The 20,016-nt window shown below is 58.4% G+C and carries 17 protein-coding genes and 1 pseudogene; 9 read left to right on the top strand and 9 right to left on the bottom strand.

Features of this window, described 5'->3' with window-relative positions:
* On the bottom strand, positions 1–2,051 hold a 2,051-nt coding region (locus VL003_RS05705), incomplete at its 3' end, for a sulfatase-like hydrolase/transferase (protein ID WP_325440459.1).
* A 229-nt stretch (positions 2,052–2,280) separates the two neighbouring features.
* Between VL003_RS05705 and VL003_RS13450 the strand changes: the two are divergent.
* Positions 2,281–2,676: pseudogene (locus tag VL003_RS13450) on the top strand (CopD family protein); the annotation flags it as partial.
* Between the two features lie 49 nt (positions 2,677–2,725).
* Here VL003_RS13450 and VL003_RS05700 read toward each other — a convergent pair.
* A complete protein-coding gene (locus VL003_RS05700; RefSeq protein WP_325440457.1) occupies positions 2,726–3,202 on the bottom strand; it encodes a DUF2231 domain-containing protein in 477 nt (158 codons plus the stop codon).
* Between the two features lie 52 nt (positions 3,203–3,254).
* On the opposite strand from VL003_RS05700, the gene VL003_RS05695 reads away from it, so the two are divergent.
* The 8 genes from VL003_RS05695 to VL003_RS05660 all read left to right on the top strand — a co-directional run bounded on the left by VL003_RS05695 (position 3,255) and on the right by VL003_RS05660 (position 12,421).
* On the top strand, positions 3,255–3,956 hold the full coding sequence (locus tag VL003_RS05695; RefSeq protein ID WP_325440455.1) for a cytochrome c oxidase subunit II: 702 nt from the start codon (positions 3,255–3,257) through the stop codon (positions 3,954–3,956).
* A complete protein-coding gene (gene ctaD, locus VL003_RS05690; protein WP_325440453.1) occupies positions 3,953–6,430 on the top strand; it encodes a cytochrome c oxidase subunit I in 2,478 nt (825 codons plus the stop codon). Before VL003_RS05695 ends, ctaD begins: the two co-directional genes overlap by 4 nt.
* On the top strand, positions 6,427–6,804 hold the full coding sequence (locus VL003_RS05685; RefSeq protein WP_325440451.1) for a hypothetical protein: 378 nt from the start codon (positions 6,427–6,429) through the stop codon (positions 6,802–6,804). Before ctaD ends, VL003_RS05685 begins: the two co-directional genes overlap by 4 nt.
* 191 nt (positions 6,805–6,995) lie before the next feature.
* A complete protein-coding gene (locus tag VL003_RS05680; protein WP_325440449.1) occupies positions 6,996–8,159 on the top strand; it encodes an ABC transporter substrate-binding protein in 1,164 nt (387 codons plus the stop codon).
* A 293-nt stretch (positions 8,160–8,452) separates the two neighbouring features.
* A complete protein-coding gene (gene azu / locus VL003_RS05675; RefSeq protein WP_325440447.1) occupies positions 8,453–8,902 on the top strand; it encodes an azurin in 450 nt (149 codons plus the stop codon).
* A gap of 463 nt (positions 8,903–9,365) precedes the next feature.
* Positions 9,366–11,351 carry an acetoacetate--CoA ligase gene (locus VL003_RS05670; RefSeq protein ID WP_325440445.1) on the top strand — a complete coding sequence of 662 codons (1,986 nt, stop codon included), beginning with the start codon at positions 9,366–9,368 and terminating at the stop codon, positions 11,349–11,351.
* Between the two features lies 1 nt (position 11,352).
* Positions 11,353–11,868, top strand: coding sequence for a MarR family winged helix-turn-helix transcriptional regulator (locus VL003_RS05665; protein ID WP_325440443.1), 516 nt, complete (start codon positions 11,353–11,355; stop codon positions 11,866–11,868).
* Positions 11,869–11,995: 127 nt separating this feature from the next.
* Complete coding sequence (locus VL003_RS05660; protein ID WP_325440441.1) at positions 11,996–12,421, top strand: universal stress protein; 426 nt, start codon at positions 11,996–11,998, stop codon at positions 12,419–12,421.
* Positions 12,422–12,464: 43 nt separating this feature from the next.
* Here VL003_RS05660 and VL003_RS05655 read toward each other — a convergent pair whose 3' ends face one another.
* The 7 genes from VL003_RS05655 to VL003_RS05625 form a co-directional block, all read right to left on the bottom strand.
* Positions 12,465–13,658: a PQQ-dependent sugar dehydrogenase gene (locus tag VL003_RS05655; protein ID WP_325440439.1), complete on the bottom strand. Its 1,194-nt coding sequence runs from the start codon at positions 13,656–13,658 to the stop codon at positions 12,465–12,467.
* Between the two features lie 33 nt (positions 13,659–13,691).
* Positions 13,692–14,552 (bottom strand): slipin family protein, encoded by an 861-nt coding sequence (locus VL003_RS05650; protein ID WP_325440437.1) that lies wholly within the window; start codon positions 14,550–14,552, stop codon positions 13,692–13,694.
* Between the two features lie 22 nt (positions 14,553–14,574).
* Positions 14,575–15,969 carry an NfeD family protein gene (locus VL003_RS05645; RefSeq protein WP_325440435.1) on the bottom strand — a complete coding sequence of 465 codons (1,395 nt, stop codon included), beginning with the start codon at positions 15,967–15,969 and terminating at the stop codon, positions 14,575–14,577.
* A 99-nt stretch (positions 15,970–16,068) separates the two neighbouring features.
* Positions 16,069–16,473, bottom strand: a complete 405-nt coding sequence (locus VL003_RS05640) for a DUF488 domain-containing protein (protein ID WP_325440433.1) — start codon at positions 16,471–16,473, stop codon at positions 16,069–16,071.
* Positions 16,474–16,504: 31 nt separating this feature from the next.
* Positions 16,505–17,899 (bottom strand): class II fumarate hydratase, encoded by a 1,395-nt coding sequence (fumC, locus tag VL003_RS05635; protein WP_325440431.1) that lies wholly within the window; start codon positions 17,897–17,899, stop codon positions 16,505–16,507.
* Positions 17,900–18,000: 101 nt separating this feature from the next.
* Entirely contained in the window at positions 18,001–19,041 is a 1,041-nt protein-coding gene (locus tag VL003_RS05630) for a type I glyceraldehyde-3-phosphate dehydrogenase (RefSeq protein WP_325440429.1), read from the bottom strand.
* Between the two features lie 54 nt (positions 19,042–19,095).
* Positions 19,096–19,866 carry an SDR family oxidoreductase gene (locus VL003_RS05625; RefSeq protein ID WP_325440427.1) on the bottom strand — a complete coding sequence of 257 codons (771 nt, stop codon included), beginning with the start codon at positions 19,864–19,866 and terminating at the stop codon, positions 19,096–19,098.
* Between the last annotated feature and the right edge of the window lie 150 nt (positions 19,867–20,016).

The following is a 20,016-nucleotide window of genomic DNA, read 5'->3' as shown; positions in this document are numbered from 1 at the left end:
ACGCTTGACAAGCCCCAGTCGCGGGCGATGCGAGCCCAATGATCAAGGTCTTGCGAGTCGACTACGCCGTCCATGTTGCCGTCGCCGGGGCATTCGGGGTTCGAGGCCAGGATGCGGTCGAGCTTCTGGCTAAGGTCGTCGTACACGGCTTTAATCTGCGCGTTCGTCGTCCAATCCAAATTTGTTTTGTCTTTATCGAGCAATGGTGTAGGCACAGCTTGATTGACCTCGAACAATTCTTCGGTTTTCAGCGTGACGAATTTTCCGTCCACGTAGTGTTCGCTGACGTTGCGCACCAGCTTATAGCGCTCGTTGCGCACCGCTACCGAAGACTCCGGAATGAGATTTAACTTGTCCTGACGCGGACTGGCGTTGTAACGCGCTTCATTGACGTCGGCGCAGCTCTTGTAACCGGCCCCGCCATTCTTGATGACCGAGCTATCGGTATAGCCGGCCCCCCACCATACGCCCAGGTTGTCTTCACACACGCTCTGCGACGTAGGTATGACGGTGCAGGCCGTATCAATGACGCAGGGCCCGTTGCGACCGCCGTTGGCCTGCAGGTTCAAGCCGCCCATGGTGAAGTTGATGGTGCGCAGGCTGCCTTGACCCGGGTTGGTCAGGTAGGGCTGGATGCCAACAGAATCCACAGTGCGTGGCACCGCCTGGTGCACATCGATACCGGCCACCTCGCCGAAGAACTGGAACAAATCAACCATATTGACCATGTGGTCGACTTCGCGATCAGGCTGAACCACTTGGGGACCGGCAATGATCAGAGGGTCCCAAACCCCTGTCTGATAGGCGCTACCCTTGGCCCGCGATGGGTCAAAGGGCAGTTTTACGGCGGTGGCCAGCGAACCGTTGTCGCCGACGATGACAATGACGGTGTTTGATGCCTTGGGATCGTAATTCAGGCTGCCGTCACTGTTGTACGTGGCCATTTTCGTTTCGACCAGCAAGCGGCCGAATTCGGTGTCCAGTGCTTCGGTCATGCGGTCCTGAATAACCCGGACGCCGATTGGACTTAGCGCGCCGTCGTCGGTGCAGCTCAACTTATCAAGTGGACCAACATCGCCCTGCAGCAGCCTTTTAGGTGGTTGCTGCCATGGGGTGTGGGCAGCGCTGTAGCTGACGGTCGCCATCCAGGGCTTATCGGCGGGGCGCGAGTTGATCCATTCAATGGCTGCGTCGGTTTCTATGGTGGTTCGATAGCCCCGGGCTCGCGAGTCGGTCAGCGGCACTTCTTCAAGCTGGCCGTTGTTGATGATGACCAGCGGCGACACGTAGTAGGCGTTTTCGCGGTTGAATGCCAAAGCGGGGGTAGGCGAAACGCAGCTTGCACTCGGGACCAGAATGCCCCCGGAGTCCAGGCACTGCAGGCCCGGCGCATCATCCTGGAGCGAGTTGCGCGTAATGACGCTGCAACTGCCGTCAGGCTGATAACAGGCGCCACGGTCTCCCACTGTGGCTGTGCCCGTCGTAAACCCGCAGCTGGAGAGTCCGGCAGCATCCACCCCCCCGGCCGTTTTGTCGATGGAGCCGGGCAGCCCGCCCACCCAGCCATAGAAGTGGTCCCAACCCAACACGCTGGGCGTAAGGTTGCCTGCCTGGTTGTTTTCGGGGCCGGCCAGGTGAAACTTACCAAACATGGCGCTTTCGTAGCCGGCCTGCTTCAGCACTTTGGGTGTGGTGGCATCGAACGGCGACAGCTGCGAATTGGCCAGGTCCTGAGGCCCGATTGCCTGATGAATGCCGGTACGATGGGGGAAGCGACCTACAAAAAATGAGGCACGCCCCGGCGAGCACTCGGGCATTGACCAGGTGTTGCGGAAACGCACCCCCGCCCGGGCGACGGTGTCGATGTTTCGCATGTCCGGACCTACGGCGCCTCCATAGCCAAACACCTTCATCTGGTCGATACCGACGTCGTCCATGATGACGAACAATATATTCGGTCCTTGGGCGGTATCGGACGATGAGCCCCCGCACGCGGTAAGCGCAAGCGCGGCGATGCCGGCCGCGAGTGTGGCTGAGACTGCTTTATTCAATTTTATTCTCCGGTGCAGAGCGACAACACGGTAACGGCTGTATCGAGGGAATCTCTCAAATTCCGAAAAAGCGTAACAGATCTAAGCTGAACTGCAAGAAAAAAATGCAATAGGAAAAACGTCTGATAGGCCGAGGCCGGCTTGAACCCGTTTCGGAAAAACGGTGGGCATGAGGCTTGCCTGCGGCGACTCAGACAGGTACGCATAAGTTTGGTTAATTGGAGGTCGGATGGCCTGGGTCAAAGGCTTGCACATCGTCGCAGTTATTTTCTGGAGTGCGTCTCTGATCTACCTGCCGATACTCATGGCTGGGCACAGCCCGCGCTTGTCCAACCCCGCATATCTGCGCCTGCACGGCATGGTGCGCCGAATCTACTTATGGGTCGCCTCGCCTTTTGCCATTGCAGCCATTGTCAGCGGCACCGCCCTGATCCCCTTGCGCGATGTGACGGCCCCGTGGTTTGCGGTGAAGTTGTTGTTTGTTGCGGCGCTCGCGGTGATCCATGCCCGATGCGGAATCATTCTTGCAAAGCAAAGCCATCGCGCCGAGCGCGCCAATGCTGTGTCGCGCCTGGCGCGCATTGGCCTGCCGATTATTCTGTTTCCGTGTGTGCTGTGGCTGGTACTGGCCAAGCCGGCGATCCGATTCTCGCTCGCCGTTCCGTCTGTCGCCGTCAAGCCTCTTTTACGCCTACCCGTTCCTCAAACACCAGCTTGCCACCCAGCCAACCGGCCACCGACACCAGCAGCAAACCTAGCGTGGATAGACTCAAACCCCACGGATAGATGGCGGCGACCGGGTCGGGCAAGCGCATGAACCAATTAAGAAAGGCGACCGACAACAGCATCACGGCCACAACGAAATGGCTCCAGGCGGCCGCGCGGCGCCTTATTGAACGGATTATCAATAGCTCGGCCGCGCCGATCAGCCCCGCCACGATTCCCATGAAGGTGCCCGCGCCCAATAGCCAAAGTGAGAGCCGGGCCCAGAAAGCATCGAACGTAAATAAAAAGGCCGCGTCGCATGCCAGGGCGCTTATTAGGAATGCAATCGGAAACGGCACCACCATGGGGTGGATGGGGTGGCTGCCCAGGGCAACCGCCGTTTGGGATTGTTTCTTCTCAGGCTTGCGCAGCCGAAATCGCATCATTGGGCGAGCTCTTTCAGTATGGACGGGTGAACGGGCTTGGCGGGGCAAGCAAGTGGCGTGCCTTCGTCGGTGGGTCTCGCCGCCGGCCGCGGGAAGCCTGTTGCTGGTGGCCGGTTGCGGCCCGACGCCATTGTCCACACTGAACCCCGGTACCGCGCAAGCCGCTCATGTCGCAACCGTGTGGTACGCGATGGCGTGGGGCAGCCTGGTGATCGTGCTGTTCATGCTTGCGCTGGTGCTCGTGGCCGTTCGGGCCCGCTCGGGGGGGAGCCCTGCTCATGCCCGGTGGCTGCTGTTGGGCGGCGGTGTGCTGTTTCCGGCAGGTGTCATTGCTGCGCTGCTGGTGTACGCCCATCTGTCGGGCCCCGAAGTGCCCGAGCCGCAATACCATGTGCAGGTTACCGCCAGGCAATGGCGATGGGAAGCGGCCTACCCCGATGCCCCCGATCGAACGAAGCGCTCGACAAACGTCATACATATTCCGGCCGGAATCCCTACCTTGATCGAGCTGCGTGCCGTCGATGTGATTCACAGCTTTTGGGTGCCCAGGCTGGGCGGGAAAATGGACGCCATTCCCGGTCGCGTGAACCGGCTGGTGTATACCGCTGATCAGCCCGGGACCTACGAAGGCCAGTGTGCCGAGTATTGCGGTGCCGGCCATGCCGCCATGCGTTTCCAGCTGATTGCGCACGAGCCCGACGACCTTGAGCAGGTGCTGGCGGCATTGCCCACAGACCAGGATCAAACACCATGAATGACAGCCCCGATACCGACGCCCGGCATCGGGCCCTGGATGCGCACTGGCGCTCTCCCCCGGGATGGCGCAGCTTGTCGGCCGTCAACCATACGGCCATGGGGCGGCGCTTCATGGTGGCCGCGCTCTGTTTTTTTCTGGTCGGCGGCGTGCTGGCCATGCTGATACGGGCGCAATTGGCCACGTCGCACAGTGGATTCCTGGATAGCGAGCTCTACAGCCAGATCTTTACCATGCATGGCACGCTGATGATGTTCATGTTCGCCATCCCCATGCTTGAAGGATTTGCATTTTATCTGCTTCCCAAGATGCTGGGTTCGCGCGATCTGGCGTTTCCGCGCCTAGGGGCTTATGCCTGGTGGTGCTACTTGTTCGGTGGCTGTATTTTGTTGGGGGGCATGGCGCTGGGTCTGGCCCCTTCGGGCGGATGGTTCATGTACACACCGTTGGCGGGCAGCCGGTACACCCCGGGCATCAATAGCGATATCTGGCTGATAGGCATCACCTTTGCCGAGATTTCGGCGTTGTGTGGGGCGGTGGAGCTGATCGCGACCATCCTCAAAATGCGCGCGCCCGGAATGAGCCTGGCACGCATGCCCATCTTTGCCTGGTACATGCTGATTACCGCCGGCATGATACTGGTGGGCTTTCCCCCACTGATACTTGGCAGCATATTGCTCGAGCTTGAGCGCGCCTTTGGCCTGCCTTTTTTTACCGTCGATCTGGGTGGCGACAACTTGCTGTGGCAACACTTGTTCTGGATGTTCGGCCACCCCGAGGTCTATATTATTTTTCTGCCGGCCGCCGGCCTGGTGTCGACCATGATCCCCACGTTTGCGCGGCATCCGCTGGTGGGTCATGTCTGGGTGATAAACAGCGTGGTGGCCATGGGTTTCCTGAGTTTCGGCCTGTGGGTTCACCATATGTTCACGGTCGGTATTCCCCAGTTAAGCCTGGCGTTCTTTTCTGCGGCCAGCATGCTGGTCGCCATTCCCACAGCCATACAGTTTTTTTCATGGATCGCTACGCTGTGGAACGGGCAGGTGCGCTTGCGTTTGCCCATGCTTTATCTGGGCGGTTTCCTGTTTATTTTTGTCCTGGGCGGGCTGACGGGTGTGATGGTGGCCCTGATTCCGTTCAATGTTCAAGTGCATGACACGCATTTTGTGGTCGCGCACATGCACTATGTATTAATAGGCGGGGCGGTGTTTCCGTTGATGGCGGCCGCCTACTACTGGATGCCCCTGCTTAGCGGAAGAATGCCCGCGGCCCGGATGGGGGCGGCAGGCTTCTGGTTTGTTTTCATTGGGTTCAATCTTACTTTTCTGCCCATGCACCTGACCGGCCTGCTGGGCATGCCGCGGCGCATTTTTACGTATTCAGAAGAGCTGGGGTGGGACCTGTTGAACCTGCTGAGCAGTGTGGGTGGATTCGTACAGGCGATTGGCTTTGGCATGTTTTTACTGGATATTGTGCTGCATGCACGCAAAGGCAATTTGGCGCGCCGGAATCCCTGGCAGGCGGGCACGCTGGAATGGACCCTGTCCATGCCGCCGCCCTCTTACAACTTTATAAGTATCCCCGAAGTCAACAGCCGCTACCCCGTTTGGGACACGCCCCAAATCAGCGCTCAGATTAGGCGGGGCGAAGGCTGGCTGGCCACTTACCCGCCGCCCACGCGCCAGACCTTGAGCGTCGATGTATTGACAGGTGATCCTCGTAGCGTCATCCATCTGCCGGGGCCCACCTGGGTACCCTTGTATGGGGGCCTGGCAACGGGCGTGTTTTTCTTGTCCCTGCTATTTAAGACCTATGCGCTGGCGATGGTCGCCGCCTTCGTTACCGTATCGCTGTTTGTGGTGTGGGTGTGGCAGCTGGCGCCGAAAGGGTTCCCGGCCCGAGTAGATGCCGAGCCGGGCGTCGATCTGCCGGGCCATTGGGCGGCAAGCGGCTCTCCGGGATGGTGGGGCATGGCTTGTTCATTGGCAGCCGATGCCGCCCTGCTCGGCTCCCTGATGTTCGGCTGCCTGTTCCTGAGCCTGTACGCACCTCACTGGCCCCCACCCGAGCGGCTGGGTTTTGACGCGCTTGCGCATGGGGTGTTGGTGGCAGCGTTGATCGGCTTATGCCTCACGGCTGTTGTGGCGTCGAAAAGAACAGCGCTGATCATGTGGCAGGCAGCGCGTCTTGCATGCGCGGTTGCAGCGCTCGTGGTCGTCGGTGTCTTGATTGCGCGGCTCGGCTCGCCGAGCCAACACGCTTATACCGCCCTGATGCTCGTCGTTCTTGTCTACATGAGCATTCATTTAGGGGTGAGCCTGATCATGTCCCTGTATGCGATGGCGCGAGGCGTGGTGCACAAAAATGCCGTGGGTGGTGAAGAGTTGCGCGTGCAGTCGTTATGGGTGGCCTTTACCGGACTAAGCGGCCTTGGGCTGACCGTGCTCATGCTTTCTTTGGGTGGTTCGACATGAAACGCGTTTTTGGCCCCGGCGAGCCGGCCTACCAGACGGGCCCCACGCTGTGGCGGGTCATCGCGGGATTCATCGTGTGGGCGATTGCATTCCTGCTGTTATATGTAGGCCATGCAGTAGCTTGTTTGCACGCTCCCACACAGGCGGATACTGCGGCGGTCAGCGCAGGGCTGGTCGTATTGTGGCTGGCACTGCTGGCCATAACCATCGTGCTGGCTGTGCGCAGTCAACGGTGTCGGCGGGCGGTTGGCGCCAAGGGGGGCCATCAGTCTCGATTTTCATGGCGGCTGACCTTTTTGCTGGACCTTTTCGCAGCAGGAGCGGTAGTACTTACGGGCTTGCCATTGCTGGTTGTGCCGGCCTGCATGTCATGAGTAGCGTCTGCGCCCGGCATGCACCAGTAACAACCCTTCTTTACTCCCCCCCCAGGAATGGTTAACCCCAATTTGTAACGAAACGTCTTGACCGGTGATGGGCAGGCGCGTAGAGTCGCTTCTGGCGCCTGAACTATTTGGCGTGAATCAGAACCATTGCAACAAAAATAAGACGCACCTCTGGAGGAAGCATGACTCGTAAACTGACGTTCGCGGCAGCCCTGACCGCCGGCTCGCTGGCTATCTTTGCCGTACCGGCGCAAGCAGACATTAACGTGGGCATTTCGTTGTCCACGACAGGGCCCGCAGCGGCCCTGGGTATTCCTGAACGAAACACGGTGCCCTTGCTGCCCACCACGATCGAAGGCGAGAAGGTCAATTACATCGTCCTTGATGATGCCACCGATGCCACTCAGGCCGGCCGTAACGCACGCAAGCTGGTTGCTGAAGACAAGGTAGACATCATCCTTGGCTCGTCATCCACACCGCCCAGCGCAGCCATGGCCGAAATCGCCAACGAGTCCAAAACCCCGCTGATTACCGTCGCGCCTGTCGAGCTGCCTGAAGACAAGAACAAATGGGTGTTTCGTGCGCCTCAGCATTACGACGTCATGGCCGACGGCCTGATCTCGCACATGAAGGCAACCGGGGTCAAAACCCTGGGCTTCATCGGCTACACCGATGCCTACGGTGAAAGCTGGCTTACTGCCATGAAAAAAGCCACCGAGGCCGCAGGCATCAAGCTTACAGCCGTCGAGCGTTTCAATCGCAACGACACCAGCGTTACCGGCCAAGCGGTCAAGATCGTCGCCGCCAAGCCTGACGCCGTGCTGGTGGTCGCTTCGGGCACGCCGTCAGTTCTGCCTCAGGTTACGCTGCAAGATCGAGGCTTCAAGGGCCAGATCTATCAAACCCACGGTACCGCCACCAAAGAGTTCATTCGTGTCGGTGGCAAGGCGGTCGAGGGCACCGTCATGCCCGTGGGTCCGGTCGTAGTGGCTCATCAGTTGCCCGACAGCCACCCTTCCAAGAAACTGGGCCTTGATTACACCGAGCGCTACGAGGCCAAATACGGCAAGGGTTCGCTCTCGGCGTTTGGCGCGCAGTTCTATGACGCCTTCCTGTTGTTCCAGAATGCAGTCCCTTCGGCTCTTAAGGCAGGTAAACCGGGCACAGCCGAATTCCGCGCTGCACTGCGCGACACCATCGAAAGCGCAAAAGAGGTTGTGGCCACCCACGGCATTTACAACATGACCCCTACCGATCACTTCGGTATGGACGCGCGTGGTCGAGTCCTAATTACCGTCAAAGACGGCGACTGGGCCCTAATCGACCTCGAAAAGGTCGGCAAATAAACACTAAGAACAGTCAATAATAATAGTCAATAACAACATTCAATAAAAAGCAATAAGCCGAACACACACGGCATGGGCGCGCCGGGATGGCGCGCCTACAAGACCAGTCTGTCTTGTCTGGCCCGCCTTCAAGGCGGGCTTTTTACATTGTTTTTTACATTGTGTTTGATACGGCGCGAGGGCCTTAGGACATAGTAAGGGTAGAATGAGCTCATACGGCTCGGCCGCCGCTTTGGCATTTAAAGCCAAGGCCGATCTTATTTTGCTGGTTCATCATTCAAACGGAGCTTGATATGTTTGCTAAATTTGCGTTTGCCGCCCTTCTGTCTGCTGCCGCCCTGCCGGCCATGGCCGCCAACTGCGAAGCCACCATCGAAGGCAACGATGCTATGCAGTTCAACCTCAAAGAAATGACAGTCGACAAATCCTGCGAAAAGTACACGGTGCACCTGAAGCACGTGGGCAAGCTGCCGGTCGCCGCCATGGGGCATAACTGGGTGCTGACCAAATCGGCCGACATGCAGGCCACGGCCACCGACGGCATGGCTGCAGGCGCTGCCAACGGCTACCTTAAAGCTGGCGACGATCGCGTCATCGCGCATACTGACATGATCGGCGGCGGCCAAGAAAGCTCGGTTACCTTCGACGTCAGCAAGCTCAAAGAAGGCGAAGAGTACATGTTTTTTTGTTCCTTCCCGGGTCACTGGGCAGTCATGAAAGGCCCACTTAAGCTCAGCAGCTAAGTCTTTACAGGCGCCGTCCAGTTAATCTTGGCGGTGCCGGCGACCTGATCGGTGATCAGGCAAGCTTTTCCGTTCAGGCGGCGTAGGCAGTTCAGCCGGTTTTGCAAAAACTTGCGAAGCCGGCTTAATTGCCTACGCCGCCTTTGTCATCTGAGCTGCTGCGCGACCCCAACGATGATCGGCAAGGCCTGCCCCTGAATCGCCAAATTTTTCGGAAGCGTTTTGTGAATTATCCACAAAGTCTGTGCATAACTATGCTGATAAGTCTTGGTCACGCCATCAAACTGTAGTGTGCGTCAGCCTTTGCGGTTCAATGGTTAAAAGAAATGCAGTTTGTAACAGCGCTGCGTGTTCTTTAAGCAGAAGACATGGTTATCCCTAGTCGTCTTGCGTGATTGCCGAGCCATTTACTTATGTATCATAAGTAAATTGTTCTACGCAAACGAAATCGAGAGGGTTTGGCATGACCATTGAGCAAGGCGAAGTACTGTGGCAACCCACAACACCGCAGATCAACGAAAGCCGCCTGGCACATTTCACCCAGTATCTGAAGGATGAGCACGGCAAAAGTTTTGATGACTACGCCGCGCTGTGGCAATGGTCGGTCGACGAGCTCGACGAGTTCTGGTCTGCCGTATGGCGCTTCTTCAATATTCAGGCCGACGGCGACCCAAGCACGGTGCTGGCCGATACCGCCATGCCAGGGGCTCGATGGTTTCCTGACGTAAAGCTCAACTACGCAGAACATGTGTTCCGCAACGCGGACACCAACCGCCCGGCCCTGCTTGCACGCAGCGAAGGCCGCGATTTGCGCGAGGTTTCCTGGCAATCGTTGCAGGAAGCGACCGGCGCCCTGGCGGCATACTTGCGCAAGGCGGGCGTAGAGCCCGGCGACCGCGTCGTTTCGTACATGCCCAACCTGCCTGAAACCGTGGTGGCTTTTCTGGCTTGCGCCAGCATTGGGGCGATATGGTCAAGTTGCTCGCCTGAAATGGGTGTGTCGGTGGTGGTCGACCGCTTTCGTCAGATCGAGCCCAAGGTCATGTTTGCTGTAGACAGCTACCGCTATAACGGCAAGGTCCATGAACGCGATCAGGTCGTTTCCGAACTGCTTGCCGAGCTGCCTTCGATCGAGCATGTCGTCCATGTGGGCGGCCCCGCCCAGGGCCCCACTCCGGCCTGGCGCGGGTATGTAACGTGGCACGAGGCCCTTTCACAGCCTGCACCCTTGCACTACGAGCGGCTGCCCTTCGACCATCCGCTTTGGATTGTCTATTCGTCCGGCACAACCGGCATGCCCAAGGCCATGGTGCATGGGCACGGTGGTATTGTGCTTACTCACCTCAAGACCATGCAGTTGCAACACGACGTGCGCAGCGGCGACCGCTTCATGTTCCTGGGCAGCACCGGCTGGATAGTCTGGAACCTGATGGTGGGCGGACTGTTGACGGGAGCAACCGTGGTCCTGTACGACGGCAACCCCACCTATCCCGATGCGCGCTCGTTGTGGAAATTCATCAATGACCACGGAGTCACTCATTTTGGTTGCGGCGCCGCGTTCTTGGTGCAGTGCAAGAAAGACGGCGTTGAGCCCGCCCGTGAAGGCGATTTCAAGGCGCTGCGGGCCATAAACTCTACCGGCTCCCCCTTGCCGCTTGATGCTTACGAATGGGTCTACAAGCACGTCAAGCGTGATTTATGGCTGGCCTCCATCAGTGGCGGTACCGATATTGCCTCGGGCTTTGTCGCCTGTGCGCCGAACCTACCCGTAACGGCCGGCGAGATTCAATGCCGAGAACTGGGGGTTGCCGCCTACTCGTTCACCGACGACGGAAGGCCTGTGGTCAACGAGGTTGGCGAACTGGTCATTACCAAACCCATGCCCTCGATGCCGCTTTTTTTCTGGAATGACCCCGGCAACAAGCGTTATCTTGAAAGCTACTTTGAAACTTTTCCGGGCTATTGGCGCCACGGCGACTGGATACGCTTCAGTCCCGAAGGTACAGCCGTTATTTATGGTCGTTCCGACACCACCATCAATCGTTACGGCATACGCATGGGCACGGCCGAAATCTATCGTGTGGTCGAAGAGCTGCCCGAAGTGCGCGACAGCATGGTGGTCGACCTCGAGTACCTGGGCCGGCCTTCGTACATGCCCTTGTTTGTGGTGCTCGCCGAAGGCGTCGAACTGGACCAGGCGCTGATCGCGCGCATCAAAGAGCAAATACGAACCAAGGCGTCGGCGCGCCATGTGCCCAACGAAGTGATCGGCGTGCGGCAGATTCCCCGCACCCTCAGCGGCAAAAAAATGGAACTGCCTGTACGCAAGCTGCTTCTGGGCGCAAGCGTTCAGAACGTCGCCAGCCCCGACGCCATGGCCAACCCGGAAAGCATGGCCTGGTATGTCGATTTTGCGGCCCGACTCAATGCAACCACCGCCGAATCCTGAAATGGCTTCGGCAGAACTGGCAACTCAAGCCACTACCGCCGCACAGGCGCAGGTCGAACAGCCTGCGCCTGGCTTGAAGCCGCCGCTGATGCAGCAGCTGCTCGGCTATCACTGTCGCCGTGCTTTCATTCGCGTACAGCCCTTCTCAGACGTAAGAATGGCATCTTTCAAATTGCGGCCGGCCGACTTTGCCGTCTTGAGCCTGCTTAGCGTCAACCCGGGCATCAGCCAAAAGCAGGTTGCTCAAGGCATAGGGGTAGCGCCGCCAAATCTGGCACCGGTGCTTGAAAGGTTGCAGGCACGCAAGCTGATTATGCGTCGTCGCAGCCCGCACGACGGCCGCATTCAGTCGTTTTCGTTGACGCCCGCCGGTAAAAGCCTGTGCGAGCAGGCTGAGGCCACCGCGCTGCAGATTGAAGAGCAAGCTGCCCATGCACTGTCGAGGCAAGAGCGCGACACCCTCATCGATTTGCTGCGCAAACTATACGAAAGCGTTGATGATCATAGTGCTGCATAAGTGCATCTGCCGTTTTAAATCGGCGTGCTCACCCAAAGCAGTACATACTTTGGTTTAAGATAAGCGCTTGAAACCTCATCCGTGCCGGCTGACGCGGATTCAATCGCTTTTATCAGGTGTCTTTCACATGAATACAGTACTTGTTCCCATCGACGGTTCGGAATCATCGCTTAACGCTCTGAAAGCAGCCCTGGCCATCACCGAAGGGCGCAGCGGCACTTCACTGCGTGTCATCACAGTGCAGCCGCCCATTGCATCAGGCAACGTCAAGCGCTTTATATCGGCAGAGATTCTCGACGAATACTACCAAGAAGAAGGCGAGAAGTGCCTGGTCGGTGCACGCGAGCTTCTGGCTCGGTCGACGGCGAAAGCAGAGTTTGAAGTGGTGGTGGGCTCAGTTGCCGAAAGCATTGTTGACTATGCCCAGAAGCACGGCTGCGATCATCTGGTAATGGGTACCCGCGGCTTGGGCCGGATCTCGGGCTTGTTGTTGGGGTCGGTCGCCACCAAGGTGCTCAGCCTGACCGACATTCCGGTTACTTTGGTCAAGTAGGCGCATTGCAGGCCCGACACTTTTCAGTTTGTCGGGCTTGTCTTCAGGGCTGCAGCCCTACTTTCAAGAGGCGGCCGTCGCGTTCGTCGGTCAGCACATAAAGATAGCCGTCAGGTCCTTGCCGCACATCGCGTATGCGTGCCCCCAGCTCCTTGAGCAGGCGCTCTTCCCCTGCAATGCGATCGCCTTCAAGTGTTAGGCGTATGACCGATTTATCGACCAACGCACCAATGAAAAGCGAGTTGGCCCAAGGCTTGAATCGATCGGAATCATAAAATGCCATGCCGCTGATGGCGGGTGATTTTTCCCAGACATAGTGTGGCGCTTCGGTACCCGGAGCTGATTTGCCCTTGGCCTCAGGAATGGCGAGGCCGGAATAATTGATGCCGTGGGTCGCCAGCGGCCAGCCGTAGTTTTTACCGGCCTGAGGAATATTTATTTCGTCTCCGCCGCGTGGGCCGTGCTCATGGGTCCATACCACTCCTGTTGCCGGATTTAGCGCAGCACCCTGCTGATTGCGGTGACCGTACGACCAGATTTCGGGGGCAACGCCTTCGCGGCCTACAAACGGGTTGTCTTGGGGTACGCTACCGTCGGCATTCACGCGAACCAGCTTGCCCTGCAATTTGTCCAGATCCTGAGCCGTGGGGCGTTGGTTGTTTTCGCCCAGGGCGATGTATAAGTGGCCTTTACCATCGAATACCAGACGGGAGCCGAAATGCACGCCGGATGATAGCTTGGGCTGTTGACGGAAAATAACTTGAAAGTTCTGGAGCCGACGCTTGTCGTCGGACAAGACCCCGTATCCCACTGCTGTGCCCGCAGGCCCTTCGCGGGGGTTGCGTATCGAGCCTTCTGCGTACGATAAGTAAACGCGCCGCGACTGCAAAAAATCGGGCGCCAGGACCACATCGAGCAAGCCTCCCTGGCCCTGGGCGAAAACCTGCGGCACGCCTTCGAGTGCAGGGGTCAAGCCGCTTGGCGGCGACCAGAACCGCAACCGGCCCGGCCTTTCAGTAATCAGCATCCCTTGGTTGTCAGGTAAAAAGGCCATTGCCCAGGGATTCTCAAGCCCCTTTAGCAGCGTGGTGACTTCAAGAGGCCCGGCCGGGCTTTGATAAATCTGGGTTTCAGCCTTGACCGGGCCTTGCAGTAAGGTCGAAAACAACAGTAAGACGCCCACCAGACTGCTTGTTCTGAATTTTTGTTTTTTAGTTGGGGTGTGCACACTAAACATGCCCGCTCCGGGTTCAAGCGTTCATTGCGCCGGCTAGGCCACCGGGTCGATACGACGCGGAAGATCGGGATCGGTGGCCGGTGGAGTCGGCCGCGACGGCGTTGCCGGAACGATGGGCGAAAAGCCCTTGCCGGCCTTATCGATAAAGCCGGCAAGCATATCGACAGGCACGGGAAAGACTAAAGTCGATGATTTGTCACCGGCCACCTGTGTAAGCGTTTGCAGATAGCGAAGTTGCATGGCCGAGGGCTGTTCGGCCAGCGTTTGCGCGGCTTCCATCAGCGCCTGTGCGGCCTGTTTCTCGCCTTCGGCGTGAATGACCTTGGCGCGACGTTCGCGTTCGGCCTCGGCCTGGCGGGCGATGGCTCGAATCATGCTTTCATTCAGGTCGATATGCTTGATTTCAACATTGGTGACCTTGATGCCCCAGCCGTCTGTTTGCTGATCGAGTATGACTTGAATGTCTTGATTGAGTTTTTCGCGCTCGGAAAGCATGTCGTCAAGATCGTGCTTGCCCAGTACGGCGCGCAAAGTGGTTTGCGCCAACTGGCTGGTGGCGTCCAGGTAGCGTTCAACCTGGATAATGGCCTTGTCGGGCGCCACCACCCTAAAGTAAATAACGGCGTTGACGCTGACCGATACGTTGTCGCGCGAAATAACATCTTGGCTGGGAACGTCCATGGTGACCACCCGAAGGTCGACGCGTACCATCTGCTGCAGCCCGGGAATGACAATAATAAGGCCGGGGCCCTTGACCCCCGTAAATCGCCCCAGGGTAAATATGACACCTCGTTGATACTCGCGCAGGATCTTTAGTGTATTGACCAGTATGATCACGATGGCGATCGCCAGCACGATCAGGCCAAAGTTAAGGTCGAAATCAATGAAGTACATAAGTGCTTTCCTTAATGATGAGTTAGGAATTGGATTCGGGCGGCACGCTGCCGGCATGTTCGATGAGCTCGACGTCGAGTGTCAGTCCATCCATTGAGACCACCCGTATCGGTTGCCCCGGCTGCAGTGGGGCGTGGCTTCGTACTCGCCAGAGTTCGCCTTGAATTTCGGCGTAAGCGATGCCGCTTTTCAGGTGGGTGACCCTGCCCTTCTGGCCTATCATGTATTCGGCGCCACTGACCACAGGCTTTCGGTGCGAACGCAAGGCAACCCGCCCCATCACCAGCAGCAAGGCAACGCTGAACAACGCCGAGCCCACAATAAAAGACAGACCCAGCTCGAAACCAGGCACGTCGCCGTCGGTCAGAAAGATGCCGCCAAGCACAAACGCCGCCACTCCCCCGGCCCCTGCAATACCGAAGCTTGGCAAAAACACCTCGGCCACCATCAGACTTAAACCCAAAAAGATCAGCCCTACTCCAGCCCAGTTTACGGGTAACAACTGAAAGGCATAAAAGGCCAAGAGCAGACAAATAAGGCCTGCAACACCAGGCCCGGCAAGGCCCGGGCTGGTGACCTCGTAGAACAGGCCATAGACGCCGATCATCATTAAAATAACGGCCACTTGCGGGTTGGCAATAAGCAATAACAGTTTGGTTCGCCAGTCGGGCTGAACCTGCTTGACTGCGGCGTCGGCTGTCTGAAGATTTGCTGTCAGGCCGTTCTGGAGCGTGATACGGCGCCCGTCCACCTTGCGCAACAGGTCGGGCAGGTCGTTGGCAACAACGTCGATGACGTTGCCGTTCAGGGCTTCTTGCGCTGACATGCTGGCGGCATCCAGCACGGCCTTTTCAGCAAATTCAGGATTGCGATCGCGAAGTTGAGCCAGGCTTCGTATGTAGGCGGCCGCGTCATTGCGTGCTTTACGCCCTGATGCATCCAAAGGCTCGGTGTCGCCCTGGTCGGGTTTCTTTTTGTCAGGCTGGGCGCCGCCAATTTGCACCGGAGTGGCGGCGCCGATATTGCTGGCCGGCGCCATGGCGGCGATGTGGCTGGCGTATAAAATGAAGGTGCCCGCACTGGCGGCGCGTGCGCCCGAAGGGGCCACATACGTTGCCACCGGAACAGGAGAGGCAAGTATGGCTTTGACGATGCTGCGCATTGAAGCATCAAGCCCACCGGGGGTGTCCAGGGTGATGACGACGAGCTGAGCCTGGTCTTTGGCGGCGCGCTCAAGCCCGCGAACGACAAAGTCGGAAGATGCCGGACTGATTACGCCGTCGAGCTGCAACTCGACGACGGGACTCTTGGCATAAGAGGCGGTTGCGCCGGCAAACAACATCGCCATGGCGATGGCCATGAATGACAGAATCAGCCAACGCGCGAGCGCAGTTTCGGGTTGTGCGGATCGGTACATGCGGCTTTCCGGTAGTCGGCGCCCCGCGAACGCCTACAGGTCAGTATAGTCTCATTGAACGAAGCTGCGGCCCCCGAATGCTTGTGTGGGGTCAGGCGGTCAGGCGGACACTGCCGCCTTGTCGGCCGGCTTGCGCAAGGGCCTGGCGGTGCGGGTAATTTCGTCGGCAAGAATCACCGCATGGTTGTGCTCGGTGTCGCGTGCGCCATACAGCAAGGTGATGTGGCTTGAATCAGCATGCTTCAAAACCTCGCGCAGGCGTTGAGCCTGCTCGGCAGTATGCAGTTCTTTTTGATATTCGGCACGAAAACGCTCCCAGCGTTCGGGCTTGTGGCCGAACCATTTTCGAAGCGCGGGGCTGGGCGCAAGCTGCTTGCACCACAGGTCGAACGGCAGGTCGTCTTTCTTGACTCCGCGTGGCCACATGCGATCGACCAGAATGCGAAAACCATCGTGGCCGCTTGGCGCCTCGTAGGCGCGTTTAATATCTACCTTCACTTTCATGGCTGCCTCCAGAGTGGGCACAGCGCCGTGTCTAATTATGGGTCATGTCGATGGGTACGATCCATTGCTCGTACTGTTCGGCGGTTACATGGCCCAACGCAAGCGCGGCTTCGCGCAGCGTCGTACCCTCGGTTTGTGCCTTTTTGGCAATGGCCGCCGCGTTGTCATAACCGATATGGCGATTAAGCGCAGTAACCAGCATAAGGTTTTTTTGCAGGTTGCTTTCAATGACGGCCGTGTTGGGTTCGATGCCCACAGCGCAATGGTCGTTGAAGGCCCGACTGGCGTCGGCCAGCAACGAGATGCTTTCAAGCACGTTGTGCACCATAACGGGCTTGTACACATTAAGCTGAAAATTGCCCTGGGTGGCCGAGAACGCCACCGCGGCATCGTTACCGAACACCTGCGCGCACACCATGGTCAGCGCCTCGCATTGGGTGGGGTTGACCTTACCCGGCATGATTGACGAGCCGGGCTCGTTGTCGGGAATGATCAGTTCGCCTATGCCGCAACGCGGACCGCTGGCAAGCCAGCGGACATCGTTGGCCATTTTGAACAGGCCACCCGCCAGCAGGCGCAGAGCTGACGACAAATTGGCCAAGGCGTCGTGGGCCGAAAGCGCAAAAAATTTGTTCTGGGCCGACTTGAACGGCAATCCCGTAATCTGGGCAATATGTGCTGCCGCGGTATCGCCAAAGCGCGGATGGGCATTAAGCCCTGTACCCACTGCCGTGCCGCCGATGGCCAGGTCGTAGATGCCGGGCAGCGTCGCTTCTACCGCCTTCAGGCCGAACGAAATCTGCTCGACCCAGGCGCCGATCTCTTGCCCCAGGGTTACGGGCGTGGCATCTTGCAAATGGGTGCGTCCGGTCTTGACGACACCGCTAAATTGGCGGGCCTTGTCGGCCAGGGTCGAATGAAGCTGGCGCAAGGCGGGGAAAAAATCGCGTTCGAGCTCTTGTGCCACTGCAATATGCATGGCCGTGGGAAAGGTGTCGTTGGAGGACTGGCCGCGGTTGACGTGATCATTAGGGTGAACCGGAGATTTGCTGCCCATGGCACCCCCGGCCAGCTCGATGGCCCGATTTGATATGACCTCGTTCGCGTTCATGTTCGACTGCGTGCCGGAACCCGTCTGAAACACCACCAAAGGGAAATGGTCGTCAAGCTTGCCCGAGATGACTTCGTCGGCAGCCTGCACAATAAGCTTACCGACGTTTTCGGGAAGCTCGCCCAGCTCGGTGTTGGCTTCGGCCGCAGCACGCTTGAGGATCCCCAAGGCGCGAATGACCGATGGTTGCCATTTGAACCGCGAGACGCCGATCGGAAAGTTCTGTATCGAGCGTTGGGTCTGGGCGCCCCAGTAGCGATCAGAGGGTACTTCGATGGCTCCCATGGAATCGGTTTCGACACGCTTGCTGACCATGAGCGGGCTCCTTTCCGGATAAAGTGCTTGACAAGGAATACGCCGGCGAACGCAGTTTCGCCGACATGCTTATCACTATACGCCTTCGTCCGGGGCCTCGGCTAGGCGGTGCGCGCTGGAATAAGGCCACGCCAGAAATCGGCAACGTCGAGCAGCCTGTTGGCAAAGCCCCATTCGTTGTCGAACCACACCAGCACGTTGGCCATGCGCGAACCGCACAGCCGCGTCTGGCTGCCGTCAATAATGGCCGAGTGGGCGTTGTGATTGAAATCGACGGATGCGTGCGGCTGATCAGAGTAGGCGATAAGGCCCTTGGCCTGTTCCGCGGCAGTCTGCATCAAGGCATTGATGCCTTCGACGCTCAGGTCGCTGCCTGCCTGAAACATGAGATCAATTGCTGATACGTTAAGGGTCGGCACCCGTATGGCCTTGGCCTGTATGCGTCCGGCCAGCTCGGGTAAAAGGCGTTCGACGCCCTTGGCCAGGCCAGTGGAGACGGGCACGAACGACTGCATCGCCGAGCGGGTTCGACGCAGGTCTGAATTATGGTAGCCGTCAATAAGCGGCTGGTCGTTCATGACCGAATGCAAAGTGGTCAGGAAAGCCTGCTCCAGTCCAAACGTACTGTGCAACAGATCCAGCACGGGAACAATGGCATTGGTCGTGCACGAAGCATTGGACACCAGGCTTTCGGTGCCGGCCAGATGCTGATGGTTGATGCCATACACCACCGTGGCGTCCACATCGGCGGCGCTTGCGCCCGGGTGCGACAGCAACAGCCTGGGTGCGCCGGCACTGACGAACCGCTGGAGCTGCTCGCGCGTGCCGAACCGCCCCGAACACTCAATGAGCAGATCCAGATTGAAGTCTCGCCACGGAACGGCCTCGGGGTCGGTTTCATGGGTCACGGCAATGGCCTGCCCGTCGACAATAAGTTGATTCTCGCCCTGCCCTACGCTTGCGGGAAACACGCCGTGGGTGGAATCAAAGCGCGTCAGGTACGCCATGGTGTCCAGATCGGCCGGCTCGTTGATGGCCACAATGCTGAACCGGTCTTTTAACGACGATTCATGCAGCGCGCGCAAGACGCAGCGACCGATACGGCCGTATCCATTGATGGCCAGACGAAAAACAGTGTTCATGTTGAAGTAAAGAAGCCAGGGGGAGCGGCAAAACCACCAGTTTAAAGTAAACCTTTAAAAAGCGATGGAGAAGCCTCCGTCGACGACCAGTATGTGGCCGTTGACGTAAGACGCCGCTGGCGAGGCCAGAAATACCGCGGCACCGCTGATTTCGCGGGGCTGGGCCCATCGCTCGAGCGGGTTGCGGCCCAAGACGCGAGGACCTTGCACCGGGTCGCGCGCCAACTCGACATTGCTTTCGGTGGCAAAAGTACCGGGGGCAATGCCATTGCTGGTGATGCCATGTGGCCCGAATTCGACGGCCAACGCCTTTACCAGCCCGGCCAAGCCATGTTTGGCAACCGGGTAAATGGCATCGCCAGGCCGTGCCACCCGGTCGGCGATGGAAGTCAGTGTCAGAATCCGACCTTTCAGGCGTTCTTGCACCATGCGCTGTGCGCAAAGTTTCGACAGATACATGGTTGAGATCAGATCGACGTGCATGAGGGATTGGATGTCGGCCAAGCTGGACTCGCTGAGCGACTGACGCAAACGCACGCCCACATTGTTGACAAGAATGTCGGGCGTGCCGACGCTGGCACATAACTTTTCAAGCACGCCTTCTTGTTGTTCAAGGTTCGCCACGTCGTGCACCCAGGGCGCCGCGCGTCCACCCTGACCGGCTATGGCTTGCACGGCCCGTTCAACGCGTTCGGGCGAGCGCCCGTTGATGATGACCATGGCCCCCATGGCCGCGTAGGCCTTCGCTATCTCAAAGCCAAGGCCCTGAGTCGAGCCGGTAATCAGTGCGGTTTTTCCAGCAAGGGAAAAGTCGGGAGCATGCATGGTTCAGGCAACAATCAATCAATAAGGAATTGTGTAAAGGCAGGAAATCAGGCTTGCCTGCGCGATGGTTAGGTGAACGCGCGAGTCGGGATGACCATTTGCACGGTGCTCACAAGCCGATATAGTAATGGCTGAGCGATTTAAAGGGCC

The organism is Pusillimonas sp. (assembly GCF_035515275.1).
Lineage (GTDB): Bacteria > Pseudomonadota > Gammaproteobacteria > Burkholderiales > Burkholderiaceae_B > Pusillimonas.
The sequence above is the reverse complement of the archived record's forward strand: the minus strand, read 5'-3'. Positions and strand labels throughout refer to the sequence as shown.

Coding starts and splice junctions, on each gene's coding strand:
- VL003_RS05640 (WP_325440433.1), bottom strand. CDS start 16,473: ATGAAAGTGAAGGTAGATATTAAACGCGCCTACGAGGCGCCAAGCGGC.
- VL003_RS05680 (WP_325440449.1), top strand. CDS start 6,996: ATGACTCGTAAACTGACGTTCGCGGCAGCCCTGACCGCCGGCTCGCTG.
- ctaD (WP_325440453.1), top strand. CDS start 3,953: ATGAATGACAGCCCCGATACCGACGCCCGGCATCGGGCCCTGGATGCG.
- VL003_RS05660 (WP_325440441.1), top strand. CDS start 11,996: ATGAATACAGTACTTGTTCCCATCGACGGTTCGGAATCATCGCTTAAC.
- VL003_RS05685 (WP_325440451.1), top strand. CDS start 6,427: ATGAAACGCGTTTTTGGCCCCGGCGAGCCGGCCTACCAGACGGGCCCC.
- VL003_RS05630 (WP_325440429.1), bottom strand. CDS start 19,041: ATGAACACTGTTTTTCGTCTGGCCATCAATGGATACGGCCGTATCGGT.
- VL003_RS05645 (WP_325440435.1), bottom strand. CDS start 15,969: ATGTACCGATCCGCACAACCCGAAACTGCGCTCGCGCGTTGGCTGATT.
- VL003_RS05670 (WP_325440445.1), top strand. CDS start 9,366: ATGACCATTGAGCAAGGCGAAGTACTGTGGCAACCCACAACACCGCAG.
- VL003_RS05665 (WP_325440443.1), top strand. CDS start 11,353: ATGGCTTCGGCAGAACTGGCAACTCAAGCCACTACCGCCGCACAGGCG.
- azu (WP_325440447.1), top strand. CDS start 8,453: ATGTTTGCTAAATTTGCGTTTGCCGCCCTTCTGTCTGCTGCCGCCCTG.
- VL003_RS05700 (WP_325440457.1), bottom strand. CDS start 3,202: ATGATGCGATTTCGGCTGCGCAAGCCTGAGAAGAAACAATCCCAAACG.
- fumC (WP_325440431.1), bottom strand. CDS start 17,899: ATGGTCAGCAAGCGTGTCGAAACCGATTCCATGGGAGCCATCGAAGTA.
- VL003_RS05625 (WP_325440427.1), bottom strand. CDS start 19,866: ATGCATGCTCCCGACTTTTCCCTTGCTGGAAAAACCGCACTGATTACC.
- VL003_RS05655 (WP_325440439.1), bottom strand. CDS start 13,658: ATGTTTAGTGTGCACACCCCAACTAAAAAACAAAAATTCAGAACAAGC.
- VL003_RS05650 (WP_325440437.1), bottom strand. CDS start 14,552: ATGTACTTCATTGATTTCGACCTTAACTTTGGCCTGATCGTGCTGGCG.